The sequence below is a fragment of the Microcystis ichthyoblabe FBCC-A1114 genome (genome assembly GCF_050500245.1).
Classification (GTDB): domain Bacteria; phylum Cyanobacteriota; class Cyanobacteriia; order Cyanobacteriales; family Microcystaceae; genus Microcystis; species Microcystis ichthyoblabe_A.
Map to the genome: position 1 here is coordinate 2,261,183 of NZ_CP191408.1, position 15,800 is coordinate 2,276,982.

General features: G+C 42.9%; 12 protein-coding genes and 2 CRISPR repeat arrays. Of the genes, 10 read left to right on the forward strand and 2 right to left on the reverse strand.

The genetic code is table 11. The features are described 5' to 3' along the window. Window positions 1-153: 153 nt before the first annotated feature. The 4 genes from ACQY1Y_RS10955 (at window position 154) to ACQY1Y_RS10970 (ending at window position 6,014) form a co-directional block, all read left to right on the forward strand. On the forward strand, window positions 154-1,509 hold the full coding sequence (locus tag ACQY1Y_RS10955) for an AAA family ATPase (protein ID WP_430014559.1): 1,356 nt from the start codon (window positions 154-156) through the stop codon (window positions 1,507-1,509). Continuing rightward, window positions 1,487-2,329: a DUF4435 domain-containing protein gene (locus ACQY1Y_RS10960; protein ID WP_430014560.1), complete on the forward strand. Its 843-nt coding sequence runs from the start codon at window positions 1,487-1,489 to the stop codon at window positions 2,327-2,329. The genes ACQY1Y_RS10955 and ACQY1Y_RS10960 overlap by 23 nt, the downstream gene beginning before the upstream one ends. A gap of 368 nt (window positions 2,330-2,697) precedes the next feature. Further along, window positions 2,698-4,866: a polyphosphate kinase 1 gene (gene ppk1 / locus ACQY1Y_RS10965; protein ID WP_430014561.1), complete on the forward strand. Its 2,169-nt coding sequence runs from the start codon at window positions 2,698-2,700 to the stop codon at window positions 4,864-4,866. A gap of 340 nt (window positions 4,867-5,206) precedes the next feature. Continuing rightward, window positions 5,207-5,773: direct repeats of the CRISPR family, unit length 35 nt; unit sequence CTTGCTTCCAATTCGTGAAGCGTATGAATGGAAAC. A 61-nt stretch (window positions 5,774-5,834) separates the two neighbouring features. Then, window positions 5,835-6,014 carry a hypothetical protein gene (locus ACQY1Y_RS10970; RefSeq protein WP_430014562.1) on the forward strand — a complete coding sequence of 60 codons (180 nt, stop codon included), beginning with the start codon at window positions 5,835-5,837 and terminating at the stop codon, window positions 6,012-6,014. Window positions 6,015-6,670: 656 nt separating this feature from the next. Here ACQY1Y_RS10970 and ACQY1Y_RS10975 read toward each other — a convergent pair. After that, on the reverse strand, window positions 6,671-6,889 hold the full coding sequence (locus ACQY1Y_RS10975) for a type II toxin-antitoxin system HicB family antitoxin (protein ID WP_002741155.1): 219 nt from the start codon (window positions 6,887-6,889) through the stop codon (window positions 6,671-6,673). 235 nt (window positions 6,890-7,124) lie between these two features. Between ACQY1Y_RS10975 and ACQY1Y_RS10980 the strand changes: the two genes are divergently transcribed. Continuing rightward, window positions 7,125-7,340 carry a hypothetical protein gene (locus tag ACQY1Y_RS10980; protein ID WP_271937179.1) on the forward strand — a complete coding sequence of 72 codons (216 nt, stop codon included), beginning with the start codon at window positions 7,125-7,127 and terminating at the stop codon, window positions 7,338-7,340. A 139-nt stretch (window positions 7,341-7,479) separates the two neighbouring features. Here the strand turns inward: ACQY1Y_RS10980 and ACQY1Y_RS10985 are convergent, their stop codons facing one another. Further along, a complete protein-coding gene (locus ACQY1Y_RS10985) occupies window positions 7,480-7,707 on the reverse strand; it encodes a hypothetical protein (RefSeq protein WP_430014563.1) in 228 nt (75 codons plus the stop codon). A gap of 344 nt (window positions 7,708-8,051) precedes the next feature. Next, window positions 8,052-9,170: a CRISPR direct-repeat array (repeat unit 35 nt; unit sequence CTTGCTTCCAATTCGTGAAGCGTATGAATGGAAAC). A gap of 288 nt (window positions 9,171-9,458) precedes the next feature. On the opposite strand from ACQY1Y_RS10985, the gene ACQY1Y_RS10990 reads away from it, so the two are divergent. The 5 genes from ACQY1Y_RS10990 to ACQY1Y_RS11010 all read left to right on the forward strand — a co-directional run bounded on the left by ACQY1Y_RS10990 (window position 9,459) and on the right by ACQY1Y_RS11010 (window position 15,593). After that, window positions 9,459-11,153 carry a Cas10/Cmr2 second palm domain-containing protein gene (locus ACQY1Y_RS10990; RefSeq protein ID WP_430014564.1) on the forward strand — a complete coding sequence of 565 codons (1,695 nt, stop codon included), beginning with the start codon at window positions 9,459-9,461 and terminating at the stop codon, window positions 11,151-11,153. Between the two features lie 65 nt (window positions 11,154-11,218). Beyond that, window positions 11,219-12,223, forward strand: coding sequence for a CRISPR-associated protein (locus ACQY1Y_RS10995; RefSeq protein WP_190537631.1), 1,005 nt, complete (start codon window positions 11,219-11,221; stop codon window positions 12,221-12,223). Further along, entirely contained in the window at window positions 12,224-13,102 is an 879-nt protein-coding gene (locus ACQY1Y_RS11000) for an RAMP superfamily CRISPR-associated protein (RefSeq protein ID WP_002794074.1), read from the forward strand. Window positions 13,103-13,369: 267 nt separating this feature from the next. Beyond that, window positions 13,370-13,840, forward strand: coding sequence for a hypothetical protein (locus tag ACQY1Y_RS11005; protein WP_430014565.1), 471 nt, complete (start codon window positions 13,370-13,372; stop codon window positions 13,838-13,840). Window position 13,841: 1 nt separating this feature from the next. Then, window positions 13,842-15,593 (forward strand): RAMP superfamily protein, encoded by a 1,752-nt coding sequence (locus ACQY1Y_RS11010; protein ID WP_430014566.1) that lies wholly within the window; start codon window positions 13,842-13,844, stop codon window positions 15,591-15,593. Window positions 15,594-15,800: the final 207 nt, after the last annotated feature.

Genomic DNA, 15,800 nt, shown 5'->3' on the forward strand with positions numbered 1-15,800 from the left:
GCCAAAAATAGTCAAATTTAGACTTGAGTGGCTTCTTACTAACTGTTTAATCTATTATTTAGGTATTAGACTCTATGGCTAAAGCTTCTACCGTAACTTCTGAAATCGATCTTAAAGATTCGCAATATTACTTTAACCGAGAATTAAGCTGGTATGAGAATTAAACAAATTACAGTTAAGCATCTTTTTGGCATATTTGACCATACAATTAATCTCAATATGGAGGAAAGAATAACTATTATTCATGGTAAAAATGGCTTTGGGAAAACCTCAATACTGCGATTGGTCAATGGCTTTTTTAACTTAAAGTATTCAGATATAAGAGCTATTCCTTTTCAAAAATTTACTATAATTTTTGACGATAAAAGCTTTGTGGATATTCTCAAACCTTCCACCAGTAGGAATAAAAAAAGTAATGGAAGACCAAAGATTACTTTTAATTTTACTTCCTCCGATCAAAAAGAAAAACCGACTTTTTCTCCTGATTCACCAGACGGGAAAACAATCTCTTTCCCTCTCGGTATGATAGATGATTTCATACCCGATTTAGATAGAGTTGGATCAGAAAAATGGCTCTATACCCCCACAAAAGAAATTCTGTATCTAGAAGATATTTATGAACGATTTGGAGAATATTTACCCAAGCAATTCCAGAAAGAATATCCTGATTGGTTAAAGAAAATTCGAGACTCTATTAATGTTCGTTTTATTGAATCACAACGTCTATTAGATATTTCCAATAGTGCCAAAATTGGCAGAACTATAAGGAGGCCGATGACATTGTACTCTGTGGCCAGCTATTCTGAAGATTTAGCAGAAAATATTCAAACTAAATTAGCAGAGTATGGACAACTATCTCAAACTTTAGACCGAACCTTTCCAGCGAGAGTTGTACAAAAAAAGGCATCATTGACCGATGATCAACTAAGGGAAAAAATTGATCAACTTGAAAGGGAAAGAAATCAATTAATTAGTGCAGGACTATTGAAAAAAGATGAAGATTCTAACTTTCAAGTTAGAGATAGTATTGATGATAGCACCAGAAAGTTATTATCGGTTTATATTGAGGATGTAGAGACAAAGCTCAATGTATTCAATGACATTTATCCTAAAGTAGAGCTATTTAAAAATATAATTAATAAAAAATATTCTTTCAAAAGTGTTACTATTGATCAAAGTAAAGGGTTTATCTTCACTACCCAAGAAGGGGAGGTTTTATCACCAACAGATTTATCTTCTGGGGAACAGCACGAATTAGTAATTTTATATGAATTGTTATTTAAAGTTAAACCTAATACTTTGATCTTAATTGATGAACCAGAAATGTCACTTCATATTTCATGGCAGCAGGAATTTTTAAAAGACTTACAGGAAATCACAAAACTTTCTGAGTTAGATATTTTGATGGCTACCCATTCTCCTGATATTATTAATGATCGTTGGGATTTGACAGTTGAATTAGAGAAACCAAAGCAAAAAAGCAAAGATGAGAGAACAGATAACACCTGACAGAATTGCTAATAGCATTCGTTTACTACGCAGCGATCATGAGGGAGTTTTTTTAATTGTTGAAGGTCATAGCGATAAACTTATTTATGAGCGATTAGTAAACAAGCAAGAGGTTAGGATCACAATTGCCTCTGGTAAAAATAATGCTATCAAAGCATTATCCATCTTAGAAAAAGAAAATTTTTGCCGAGTTTTTGCTGTTATAGATGCGGATTTTTCGAGAATAGAACAGCAAATTCCCGACAGTAATAATCTCTTTTTAACCGATGAACATGATTTGGAAATGATGTTAATTAAATCTGCTGCTTTCGATAAATTATTAAAAGAACGAGGAAGTGAAGAAAAAATTGCAGCTTTTTCCAAAGATATTAGAGAAACTTTACTAAAGTTAGGACAGGAAATTGGTAAATTAAGATTGCTATCTCTTAGGAATAAGTTGGATTTAAAGTTTGAAGGATTAAAGTTTGGTAAGTTTATTGACAAAGAGAAGCTGTCAATAAATATTGACGAATTAATTAGAAGTATTAAAAATCATTCTCAGAAACTGTCCTTAGACGAACAGCAAATTAAACAGGATTTATCGGTAATTAGCGATGAAAATCACGATCCGTGGCAGCTATGTTGTGGACACGATTTTATCAGTATTTTAGCGATCGCACTCTTGAAGGTTTTAGGTACATCGGATACTAAGGATGTTAAAAAAGAAGACTTGGAAAGAGAGTTAAGATTAGCTTATGAGTTATCTTATTTTTATGAAACACAAATATATACACTAATGATTAATTGGCAATCTAATCATCATCCTTATCAAATATTCTGATTCGGATTATTGCCTGAACTTGGAGATGATATATTTAACAAGTCAGATCGGCTCGATTTTGTGTTATAATCAAAGCTGGGCTTTAAAGACAATATTCTAAGCAAATTATGCCTATTGTTCTTACTGGCACTCTAATTTCACCGAAAGATTAATTTAACCTTAATCGGTCGGGACTGATTTCTTAACCTTTTAATAAATTGATTTTTCCTCCAGTCAGGCTAAAATCAGTAGGATTAGCATCCAAGATAATCGGGGTAACTTTGGTTAATCTGGGGCAATGTAGCCTAAAAAAACGCCAAAAATAGTCAAATTTAGACTTGAGTGGCTTCTTACTAACTGTTTAATCTATTATTTAGGTATTAGACTCTATGGCTAAAGCTTCTACCGTAACTTCTGAAATCGATCTTAAAGATTCGCAATATTACTTTAACCGAGAATTAAGCTGGTTAGAATTTAATCGTCGCGTGCTTTATGAGGCACTTGATCCTCGGACTCCCCTACTAGAAAGATTAAAATTTACCGCCATTTTTTGTGCCAATCTCGACGAGTTTTTTATGGTACGGGTGGCAGTGCTTAAACAACAGGTAGAGGCAAATGTAGCCGTTTTAAGTGCCGATGGCCGGACTGCCTCGGAACAGCTAACCGAGATCAGTAAACGTCTGCGTCCCCTTGTACAACAGCAGGATCGTCTTTTTGAACACACCCTAAAAAATCTCTTAGTAGAACAGGGAATTCATCTGATTAACTATGTAGATTTAAATCAAGAACAGCGCAATTATCTCCATGATTACTTTGAACAAAATATTTTCCCCGTTTTAACTCCTCTAGCGGTGGATCCTAGTCATCCTTTTCCCTATATTTCTAATCTTAGTCTCAATTTAGCCGTAGTCGTTCGCGATCCCGACACCGATAAAGAACTATTTGCCAGGGTGAAAGTGCCGCAGGTTTTCCCCCGTTTTCTGGCATTATCCAAAGAATTACGCCACCAAGACGGAAAAGCTTCGATTTGGACGGGAGTACCTCTGGAACAGGTGGTAATGCACAATTTAGAGGCACTTTTCCCCGGCATGATCATTCAAGAATGTTATCCTTTTCGGGTGACACGCAACGCCGATATCTCCGTCGAAGAAGATGAGGCCGATGATTTATTATTAGCGATCGAGGAAGAAGTACGCAAGCGCCGCATCGGTAAATCGGCAGTACGTCTGGAAATCCACAGTTCTACCCCTAGCAATATTAAAGACCGGATCATGCGCGATCTGGGACTTGAGGAGATCGATGTTTACGATGTGGATGGATTGCTGGGACACAAAGATTTATTTTATTTTCTGTCTTTACCCTGTCCCGAACTGAAGGATCCCCCTTGGAGTCCCGTCACCCCACCGGTTTTACAGAGATTGCGAGAAATAGTTGACGGTAACGAAGACGGCATTTTAGAACAGGATGGCGAAGATATTTTTACTTTAATTCGCAATAACGATATTCTCGTTCATCACCCCTACCATTCCTTTAGTGCCTCAGTACAACAGTTTATCGCCCAGGCGGCCTATGATGCCCATGTTTTAGCGATTAAAATGACTTTGTATCGTACTTCCGGAGATTCCCCGATTGTCAATTCCCTGATTGCAGCCGCGGAAAATGGGAAACAGGTAGCGGCGTTAGTGGAACTAAAAGCACGCTTTGATGAGGAAAATAACATTAGTTGGGCGAAAAAGCTCGAACAAGCCGGAGTTCACGTTGTTTATGGCTTAGTTGGTCTGAAAACCCACACGAAAGTGGTTCTCGTGGTCAGAAAAGAAGGGGATAAAATCCGTCGTTATTTCCATATTGGCACGGGCAATTATAACCCAAAAACAGCTAAATTATACACTGATTTGGGTTTACTTAGCTGTCGCGAGGATTTAGGAGCAGATATCACCGATTTATTTAACTTTCTGACTGGATACTCCCGTCAGCAATCCTACCGCAAACTTTTAATTGCTCCGGTGAGTTTGCGAAAACGGATGTTAGCAATGATCGATCGCGAGGCCAAAAACTGTAAAAATGGCGGTACGGGTCGCATTGTCGCAAAAATGAACTCTATTGTCGATAAACCGATTATAGAAGCTTTATACGCCGCTTCTCGTGCCGGTGTGCAGATTGACTTAATTATTCGCGGCATCTGTTGTTTACGGCCCGGATTGCCAGAAATAAGCGAAAATATCCGAGTAATTAGCATTATCGGCCGCTTTTTGGAACATTCCCGCATTTTTTACTTTTACAATGATGGTCAGGAGGAGGTTTATATTGGTAGCGCCGATTGGATGACGCGGAACCTGACTCGTCGCGTGGAAGCAGTGACACCCATTGATGAACCAGCGATCGCCAAGGAACTGGAAGAAATTCTCGGCATCATGTTGTCAGATAACCGGCAAGCATGGGAATTACAATCCGATGGCAGTTATATTCAGCGTCGTGCTGACAATGAGGGACAGGAAAGCAGTACCCATGTAATTTTAATGGACAAAGCCCTTAAATCTGCGGGTATTAGTCCATAGGAACAGTGATCAGTTAAGTAGTCATGCAAAATAAATTTCCCAGTGAAGATAGGCAAGAGGCAATAGGCAAGAGGCAAAAGCTTCATCGAAATGTGTAATTAATTTTGCTTGGGTACTTATTAGTTATCAGTGATCAGTTATCAACATTTTTCGCGGGTTAGACACAATGGCTGAAAATCTAGAGTTTTCGTTGAGGTGCGTCGATGCCTTGTCCAGTAAGGCTTTGAGCCTCATGACCGAGGTGACTATTGACAATTATTATTAATAATGTCTATGCTTCTCAATATCCCACGAAAAATCGTTGTACAATCCTTGTACAGCCTAGCTTTGCAAAGCTAGTCTTGCTTCCAATTCGTGAAGCGTATGAATGGAAACTTTCCCGTAGCATCAGCAACATAGATCGTAATTCCACTTGCTTCCAATTCGTGAAGCGTATGAATGGAAACCCAGGATCACCTTTATCCCCTTTATCCCCTTTGTCGCCTTGTGGTCTTTGCTTCCAATTCGTGAAGCGTATGAATGGAAACCCCCAAATCTTTCAATCTTTTCTCGATCGCTTCCTTATTCTTGCTTCCAATTCGTGAAGCGTATGAATGGAAACGAAGATCACCGATTCGTTTTTGACATAGGCGCGTTTCCGCTTGCTTCCAATTCGTGAAGCGTATGAATGGAAACGGGAGGCACCCCACGCCCAAAGGGCTATAAAGCCCATCATAAAGATTGGGCTTCTTGCTTCCAATTCGTGAAGCGTATGAATGGAAACCGTAAGCGATCCACCTCATTCTGCAGCAGGAGGATCTTGCTTCCAATTCGTGAAGCGTATGAATGGAAACCGTCACTACCGTCGAGAGAAATGGTAATCTCGAACTCACCTTGCTTCCAATTCGTGAAGCGTATGAATGGAAACAGAATGCCAGGGATCAATCCCATCTCATCGGTTAAGAAAAATCCGAGATTTCAGCGAGATTATGCGTCAGTGGGGACAACAATTTCAGAGGAACTTTAACCAGACTGAACTCGGCAGAATAATTTATGCGGGAGGAGATGATTTTTTAGGCATCGTTTATAATAGCCAATTTCCCGGTCCACAACTCAACTCGATCGATCTCGATCGAGTTCTCCACTGGCTACAAACCCCTCATAAGTAGAGTTTGCTGAATAAATGTGAAATGTAGGCAAGGTCAGGGTTTTGTGGCTTTTCTCGTGAAACAGGTGCAAGATTTTGAGAGAATCGTGCTTCAAAACCTTGCGTCTTCATCGGCCCGCGTCCTGTAGGGGCGAAGCATTCGGGCAGTAACCTATCGGTGAAACCGTAGATTTTCTATCCGAATGCTTCGCCCGTACTTTTTCAGCAAACCCTAAGTAGCGATCGCACTTTCAAAAGACCAAATAATCACATTTAAAGGATTTTGCTTTAAATCTTTTCATAAGTAGGTAGGCGTTAAAAGCTGTCAGATGCCCCCCTTATTAAGGGGGGATTAAGGGGGGATCCCCCCGCCTATCGGCACCCCCCTTATCAAGGGGGGCAGGGGGGATCGAACCTAAAATCCATTTTTAATTTAATTATAACCAGCTACTTAGGAAGCAATAAAATCATCTCGTGAGATACCCGCTTGAGTGCAAATAATCCTTAGTGTAGAGCTTTTAATTTGCTTGTGATTGGGTAGCGTTAAAAGTGTTGTTGTTCCATCTGGATTTTTTCTAATCATAGAAATATGCTCTTTTTATCTAACAATTGAAAAACCAAATTTTTCAAGAACTTTAATCACTTTGGCTTTAGGGGCATCAGCCGGAAATTTTGCCATTAGACTATTGCTTCTACAACAAAGGCTTCTAATAAAGATGAGTCAGCTTCGAGAACTGATTCCCCAAAGGTTTCAACATGAAAAGCGATCGCCGATTGCACATCAATAAGAGCATCTTCATGGGTATCACCCTCACCGACTACTACGCCTTGAATTCCCAATGGATAGGCGATATAGCCATCAGAATGTTTTTCCACAATGATTTTAATGGATTTCATAAATTCTTGACACTTTACAGGAATTTCCTGATCCTATCTCATTTCTATAGGACTTTGATAAGAAAACGATCGCCTCTCCTCCTCATCAAAATCTCCAAAAAAGTTGCTTCTCCCAAAAGTGATCGCTATTCCTCATCATCAAAAAGCGATCGCATCCTCCAATTGTATCCCCACAAAACGTGATCGCTATTCTTAAACGATGCTATAGTCAGAATAGTGAGTTCTAATTACAAGAATGCAAGTTAAAGACCTAAGTGTTGAAGATTTTAAGTTTTTGATTCAAGAAACTGTTACAGAAACAGTTCAATCTCTACTAAATGATCCTGATGTTGATAAACAACTTAAAACCGAAGTCTCTCAATTTCTAGCTGACTCTTTACAGCGAACTCGAAATGGAGAACGGGGAATTTCTGCGGAAGAAGTAGCTCAAAGATTAGGATTAGATTGGTAATGCCTCGCCATATAGAATTTACCGATAAAGCCGTTGAAGGTTTAGAGTCGCTTACGGCAGTTGTTCGGGAGCGTGTCTTTTAAAAAAGTTCGTTGGATAAATGAAAATTTTGATGATATTAGACATCAAAGTTTAAGTTCTAATTTAAAGCGGTTTGTTTAAACTTAGAATTGGCGATTACAGGGTGATATATTCTTTTGATGATGACTTTATTACGATTCATCAAGTTGGTCATCGTCGAGATATTTATTCTGATTAGTTTTAGTTTAATTACTTCCATTCCAAAAAATTGCTCCTTCCAAAAACGATCACACTCCTCCTCATCAAAATCGCCAAAAAAGTTGCTTCTCCCAAAAGTGATCGCCATTCCTCATCATCAAAAAGCGATGTGGTCCTGACAATGAGGGACAGGAAAGCAGTACCCATGTAATTTTAATGGACAAAGCCCTTAAATCTGCGGGTATTAGTCCATAGGAACAGTGATCAGTTATTAGTTATTAGTTATCGGTTATCAACATTTTTCGCGGGTTAGACACAATGGCTGAAAATCTAGAGTTTTCGTTGAGGTGCGTCGATGCCTTGTCCAGCAAGGCTTTGAGCCTGATGACCGAGGTGACTATTGACAATTATTATTAATAATGTCTATGCTTTTCAATATCCCACGAAAAATCGTTGTACAATCCTTGTACAGCCTAGCTTTGCAAAGCTAGTCTTGCTTCCAATTCGTGAAGCGTATGAATGGAAACTCCAAAGCCTTTTAGCTTCGGATTTTATAAAGTCTTCTTGCTTCCAATTCGTGAAGCGTATGAATGGAAACAATTCAATTGCACGCCGTACATTTGCCGCACCCTCGTCTTGCTTCCAATTCGTGAAGCGTATGAATGGAAACATCGTGGTATAGAGTGTTACCTGAGACCATTCCAATTCCGAAACTTGCTTCCAATTCGTGAAGCGTATGAATGGAAACCAGTCGTTCCGCCAGGGAACACTCGGCTAACCTGCCTTGCTTCCAATTCGTGAAGCGTATGAATGGAAACGCTTGGAGCCGGTTTTCTCAAACGCCCAATCATACCTTGCTTCCAATTCGTGAAGCGTATGAATGGAAACGTCCGTGTTCAGGGCGGCATCTTTAAGCGTCAGTGTGACTCTTGCTTCCAATTCGTGAAGCGTATGAATGGAAACCTTCCGGGCTTAGGCTCAGGAAAATGCACCAAGACACTTGCTTCCAATTCGTGAAGCGTATGAATGGAAACTTAATACGGTATGCCAAGAGGATCTCTTCAATCTTTCAGCTTGCTTCCAATTCGTGAAGCGTATGAATGGAAACTTCAGGATTTTGTTCATAAGTTTTGGACTAAGGACTCTTGCTTCCAATTCGTGAAGCGTATGAATGGAAACGCTTAATGTATAAAGCTGCTCCCCCACAACTGATAAGGCTTGCTTCCAATTCGTGAAGCGTATGAATGGAAACGCCCCACTGAACAACTCCCCACCAAGCTGCCCCCGTCTTGCTTCCAATTCGTGAAGCGTATGAATGGAAACTACGATTGCGTCGTTATAGTCCGCAATCCACTCCTTGCTTCCAATTCGTGAAGCGTATGAATGGAAACTGCATGGCAGTGTTTTCAGCGAGTGACTTTCGCCACTCCTCTTGCTTCCAATTCGTGAAGCGTATGAATGGAAACTCAAAAAAGTAGCATCTTTGCAATGCTTGCAGTTTTCTTGCTTCCAATTCGTGAAGCGTATGAATGGAAACAAATAGGTGTAAGTTTCGGTAGTGGTAGAGTTGCGCGGCCTTGCTTCCAATTCGTGAAGCGTATGAATGGAAACAATGTGTAGGGTTAATTCATGAATTAACCCTACAATTTTTTTAATTCCAATTAATTAAGCGTCTGAATAGAAACGATACTTAATTAATAAAAATCAATAAAAATAAAGATTGTTTAAGAAAAATTATTTAAAATTAACACAATAATTAGAAATTTAGTGATAGATATAAAAGTACAAAAGAGCCAATTAATCTAACAATCCTATTTTTTTAGCCAGAGATAAGTCTTTTCTAGGTCTTTTCAAGGCTGTTGAATATACCTCTTAAACAATCGAGTTTTCTATAGCTTTATGTCCAAATATATAGCCATCACCTTCTCCCCCGTCCAAAGCTTTATTGAAAAATCCCGCAAATTGAGGGACCTGTACGGAGCCTCTCAGATTCTCTCGGATCTGACCAGTACAATCGTCACCCACCGGCCCGAGCAGTACCACCTAATTAGCCCCGGACTGCTATACTCCCAACAGGGAATGCCCAACCGTGTTCTCCTGAAAATCGATAGCGAAATACAGTCCTCCTCCTCCCAGGAAATCATTGCGGAACTGCAACGAGCCTTTTTAAATCGTTGGAAAAATATTCTCGCAACCTGTAGAAAATGGGTCGAAAACGCCCTCGCGCCTTACTATCGATCCTCAGAATGGAATTGGCAAAAAAGCTGGAAAAAGTGGGAAAAACGCACCTGGGAATTTTTCTGGGGCATGGGGGACGATCTAGAGTCCGCCATGGTCGATCTGGAAAATCGTAAACTCGCCCGCAATTGGCAAGGGGTGAATTGGGTCGGGGAAAGCTCTAGTCTGTCTGGGACTGACGCGATCGCTTGGTACGGGATGGATCGGGAAAACCAAGACATGAAAACGCTTGACTGGAGCGAAGAAAACCGACATATCGCCCTATTCTACCGAAGATTAGCCTTCCTACTCGATGGAGTTAACGATCCTGACGGTCAACCCAAAGATAGACAACCGGAAGGCAAATACATCGATGGAAACGAAAGATTGAATATTCCCGAATTAACCAAACGGTTGATCACTCTCCCACATATCGCCCGCTCTCTAGGAGTTAAACTTCCCGAAGAACTTCGCCAGCGAGGATTTCGAGACCTGATCAGGAGACCGCAAGATAACCCCGCCTCAGTGGGACAAAAAACGGGCTGGTTCATGGGAGATGGCGATAAAGTAGGCGATTACCTGAAAGACCTCGGCTCAGACCAAAAAATCCGAGATTTCAGCAAGATTATGCGTCAGTGGGGACAAAAATTTCAGAGGGACTTTAACCAGACCGAACTCGGTAGAATAATTTACGCCGGAGGAGATGATTTTTTAGGCATCGTTTATAATAGCCAATTTCCCGATCCACAACTCGACTCGATCGAGATCGATCGAGTTTTTCACTGGCTACAAACCCTCGATCAACAGTGGAAAACTGGAAAAACTGAAGAAATCAATCAACGGGTGACTCTAAGTCTCGGCTTCGTTTGGGCAGCCCACAGCATTCCCCAGAGAGACGTTTTACAGCACTGTCGGGAAGCAGAACAGCGCTCGAAAAAACTAGGACGCGATCGCCTCACCATCCGCGTTTTATTTAACAACGGGCAATATGTTCAATGGACAACCAGATGGAAATACTTGAACACGCTAAACCACTATCGAGATCGGGACGGCGGGAAAAACTGGGGTCATATCTATAGCGACTTTGCCCGACTAAAAGCCCGTCACGCTTTTGGCCTGGGCTATCTCGATAACCCTAGAAGCCATTCCGATGGCGCAGACTCGAAAATCCTCGATAACCTCTCCACACTCCTACAGTTTTTCGATCTATACTTTAGCGGCTATAAAGAAATTTTAGAAGAAGAAGATGATCAGATCGTCTCCCTCCCAGAGGGCGGCAATGGCAATGCCGATTACGCTAGGGCGATCGTTCGCTGGATAGACGAACTGATCGCGATCGGTTGGCATCTCTCGATCGGGGAAACGATCAAAAAATAATCCTAAATCCGGTTATTAAAGACTGATTATCTATTGCCTTCGTTAACTTTTCCCGCTTGGATTTTATGTTTTCCCATCTCATCATCATTAAACCCCTCGGCATGATGTACGGCAGTTCCGGCGCGTTCCTCTCCCCGGAAAACCTTGTCGGACGTTCTGGCTCTAAATTTCCCCCCGATGCCGCCACCCTATCCGGACTATTTTTCAGCGCCAATAAAACGACCCATCAGTATAGCCATCGGGAATTAAGAGACAACCTCTTCATCGCTGGCCCCTTCTGGGCCAAAACCAATAGTCTTCGTAACGTCTATATCCCGATTCCCCGCACGAAAATAATCGCCACCGACAAATCCGACGAATGGCGAATCATAGCTGCACCCGATCGACAAGTCGTCTGGGAGCGAGATTGCGACAAGGACTCAATAGAACCCGAATTTTCCTGGATTTCTAGTGAAGATTGGACAGAATCGGCGCAATACATCGCCGACAACGGATTTGCGGAACTCTCGCCGTGGGAATTTACTCCCATCCTACATCCCAAGCTAGAGATCGATCGACGCTGTACCGTCGAGAAGGACGGTCTGTTTTTAGAATACGCCGTGCAGATGAAGGAGGGAACCTGTTTGATCTATCTAGCCACCCATCCCCTCGATCCGGGATGGTATAAATTCGGCGGAGAAAATCATCTAGTCGAGATCGAGAGCGTTGAGATTAAACCCGATTGGGCCATCTATCAATTGCTGAGACAGCCAATTGAACAGGCCTTTGCGACGATCACTCCGGCCATCTGGGGATCGAAACGATTTTCCTCCCGAATTCCCGAACAACCCGATTTCCCCTCAGTTCAACTGCTGCTCACCGACAAACCCATCCCCTACCGTTACGGTTTAGGTGGACGCTTGGGACGGGGTAGGTATTCCGTTCCTTCGGGAAGCGTGTATGTGCTGGAAGAACCGATCGGGCGATCGTGGTGGGACTGGCCGGAAGACTGGTTTCCTAGAGAGGGGTTTCCCCTCAAACATATCGGCTGTGGACTATCTCTACCGCTAACAATAAAAGGATTGAATTGAATGTATCTAAAAGCCTACGGCATCATTGAAACCCTTGCCCCACTCCATCTGGGAGCCGCCGCCGGGGAAGAAAGCGGCAACCTTAACCTGATCTTTCGCGATCAGTTCACCCAAACAGGCATAATCCCCAGTAGTTCCCTACGCGGTCGTCTCCGCTCCGATATGTTAGCCCGTTTAACAAGCCAATACAAGAAGCGAGGGCAATCCCCAGAACAGGCCAAAACGAGCGCGTTACAAGAAGTGGAACGCTGGTACGGCCGCGGTGCGGAAAAAAACCGACAGGAAAACTACGATTATGAATCGATTATCAAACCAGAACACGCCTCGATCGTCTGGCTGCCGGTTTTCTGCCCCGGACAACCGATCGTTTGGGTTAGTTGTCCGAGTTTACTGCGACGCTACCAACGCATTGCCGACGTCAAGGCAGACATCCCCCCCGAGTACACCGGCTCGCAAACTCTAAAAACCCGTTCCAAAAACAACTCTGACCCCGTACTTTTCTTCAACTTGGGGTTTATCACGGTGAGTTACCCCAATTGGGATCTAACACCCTGGTTTCCCCTCAAAAACCTGCCCGCCGTGGTGGTCGATGACAATGATATGGGTATGATCCACGATATGGCCCTCTATCGTCAGAGTCGCGTGCAGTTAGAAGAGGGGCGGAAAGTGGCGGCTAATAAAGCTTTTTTTAATGTCGAGGCAATACCAGAAGGAACAGTCCTCGCTTTTCCCCTTGCCCTTAAACCGATCGATGATAACGTTTGGGACAACTGGAAACCACTGGAACAAGATAAAACGGGGGATATTTATCTAGGGGGACTCGAATCGGTCGGCTTCGGCCACTGCATGATGACCTTGAAAAACTTATCGAAAGTTTAACCGGAAACTGTTAAGTAGGTAGGCGTTAAAAATTATCAGATGCCCCCTTATCAAGGGGGATCCCCCCGCCTATCGGCACCCCCCTTATCAAGGGGGGCAGGGGGGATCGGCACCCCCCTTATCAAGGGGGGCAGGGGGGATCGGCACCCCCCTTATCAAGGGGGATCCCCCCGCCTATCGGCACCCCCCTTATCAAGGGGGGCAGGGGGGATCGAACCTAAAATCCATTTTTAATTTAATTATAACCAGCTACTTAGGAGACGCGAAATGACATGGAATCCTTATAACCTCGATCGGGCTGCCCAGGAATTGGTCTTAAAATACCGAGACAGCGAGAAAGTGTTGAATGAATCCCACAAAATGAGAACCACCGTCGCCTACGGTTTAGAACGTTTTTGGGGTGAACACCTGAGATTGATCGACAAAAATGACGCTACTGATCGACAAAAAGGACGATACTGGCAAGATGTCTGGCAGAAATTCGTCGATATCTTAGAAGAGGCGGGATTACGGGTTCCCCGTGGCAAGATTAATCCTCAAGATAAACCAGAAGCTCAAACCAAAGCTATCCAAGCGATCGCCCGAGAGTTCTGGAATCAAGAAACTTTTCCCCTAGAAGATCAGAGAATCGCTCTCTACGTCCTCACCCAACTTTGTGATAGCTTGGTCTGGTGGACGCAACGATACAAAAAACCTAGCTCTAATCCCCTAAATCCGAACATCGAGGAGGAAGAATAAAATGCCAGACTGGTCAGATGTACCCCTCCTCTATCAAGCACAGATCGAGGGAAGATGTCAATTACAAAGACAAGAAAATAAACAAAAAGCGCGAGCCTACGATTGGGTCGATCAGTGGACTAAACTTTATCATTCCACTGACGATAGCGGTGGTCGATCCGGGCAACCCGATAAAACTCCCAAATCGCAACAACGTCCGTCTCCTGTCAAAAAAAATAACCTTTCCGAACCACCGCAATTTAGCGGGGAAGCCAAGACGCGACCCTATACTATGACTTGGCGACTCGTCACCAATGGAGGTCAAGATGATGGCATTATCCGACCGGCTATCGGTGCGCGAGGCTATCCCTACTACCCCGGATCATCGATGAAAGGGGCTTTCCGTCGTGCCTGTGCCTGTACTACCGAACAAGCTCTAAAGTATTGCGGCAAACCCTCCCAAGGCGATCAGGGTTCTGAACCAGGTATTCTGCGCTTTCTAGGAGGCTATCCTACGGATAATAACTGGACTCGAAACTTAGTCGATATCGCTCATCCCCAGCAGGAAAAACAAGTTATTCAAGACGGAAAAACTAACGCTAATGTACTATTATCTTTTCACGAGGTAACTCTCAACTTCGGGATTTCCAGTACCATTCCCCTCGACGAACAAGAATGGCGAACGATCTGGCAAATTTGGGAGAAAGCGATCGGCAATGGACTCGGTTCCAGAGTTAGCGCCGGATACGGTCGCTTTAAAGATGTACCCTCACCAGAAACCCTCTTACAAGTTCATCTCAAAGGACAGGGAATCACCGCTACATTACTCGACAAAACTCCCGAATTCCGTCCCAATATGTTTAAAGCAGCCCTTCGAGGTCATACCCTACGTTTACTAGGAGGAATGACCGATGAAAAGACCGCTAAACATCTGACCCAAATCCTCTGGGGAGGCATCGACGGAGCCGCTACTCTGGGACAACTCGGCATCAGCTTCACCTACCATGATGATGATTTAAAATTTGGCGAGCATCCCTACACTCCCCCGGGTAAAAGCGAGCAAATTATGCCTCTATACAATCTCAAACGGGGAACTTTACAAATTTCCTGTATGAATCGTCGCACTTCCTCGGAAGATCGGCAAGAACTCGCGGAATTAGCCAAGGCAATAGTGCAATTTGCTCTTTTACTCGGGGGATTCGGCAAATCATGGCGAAGAGCGGATCACTGGCAGTTTTTCCGTCCCTATTTAGAAAAAGGCAATAAACCGATGATCGGGTGTCATTGGAAATTTATAGACTCTTCAGAATCTCTTTATCTTCCTATCACCGATTTACAACAAGATCTATCGCAATTTATCGATCGCCTTCGGATACGATTCCAGAATTACGCCGCTAAACAAGGCTATACGATTCATCCTGATAATCCTGTACACTGTGATTGGCGAGAAGCTTGGTATCCTTATGATAATCAAGGTGGGGTGCAAGTCTGGGGAAGAATTGTCGAGGATCGGATTAAAGCGATCACGTGGTTTCATCAACCTTACGAGGGAACCCACACCCTGCGGAACTTACAAGGAAGCATCGGACGGGACTCGCAAACTGGAAGACTTTGGCATCGAATTTACCCTTATTATCACTTGAATTCTGAAGGTAAACTGCAACGACAGAAACCACCGATCGAACTATTGACTTTCTTTCCCGAAACAACCGAGGATAGCGCTCATTTTATCGCTTTTCTCAACGAGCGATCGGACTTTGTAAAAATTTGGTAATATTTGTCATATTTATCGGGTATGCTGAAAAAGTACGGGCGAAGCATTCGGATAGAAAATCTACAGTTTCACCGATAGGTTATTGCCCGAATGCTTCGCCCCTACAGGACGCGGGCCGATAAAGACGCAAGGTTTTGAACGACGATCAAAATCTTGCACCTGTGAGAGCAAAACAGAACCCTAAAACCCTTACCTCGTCCATATTGC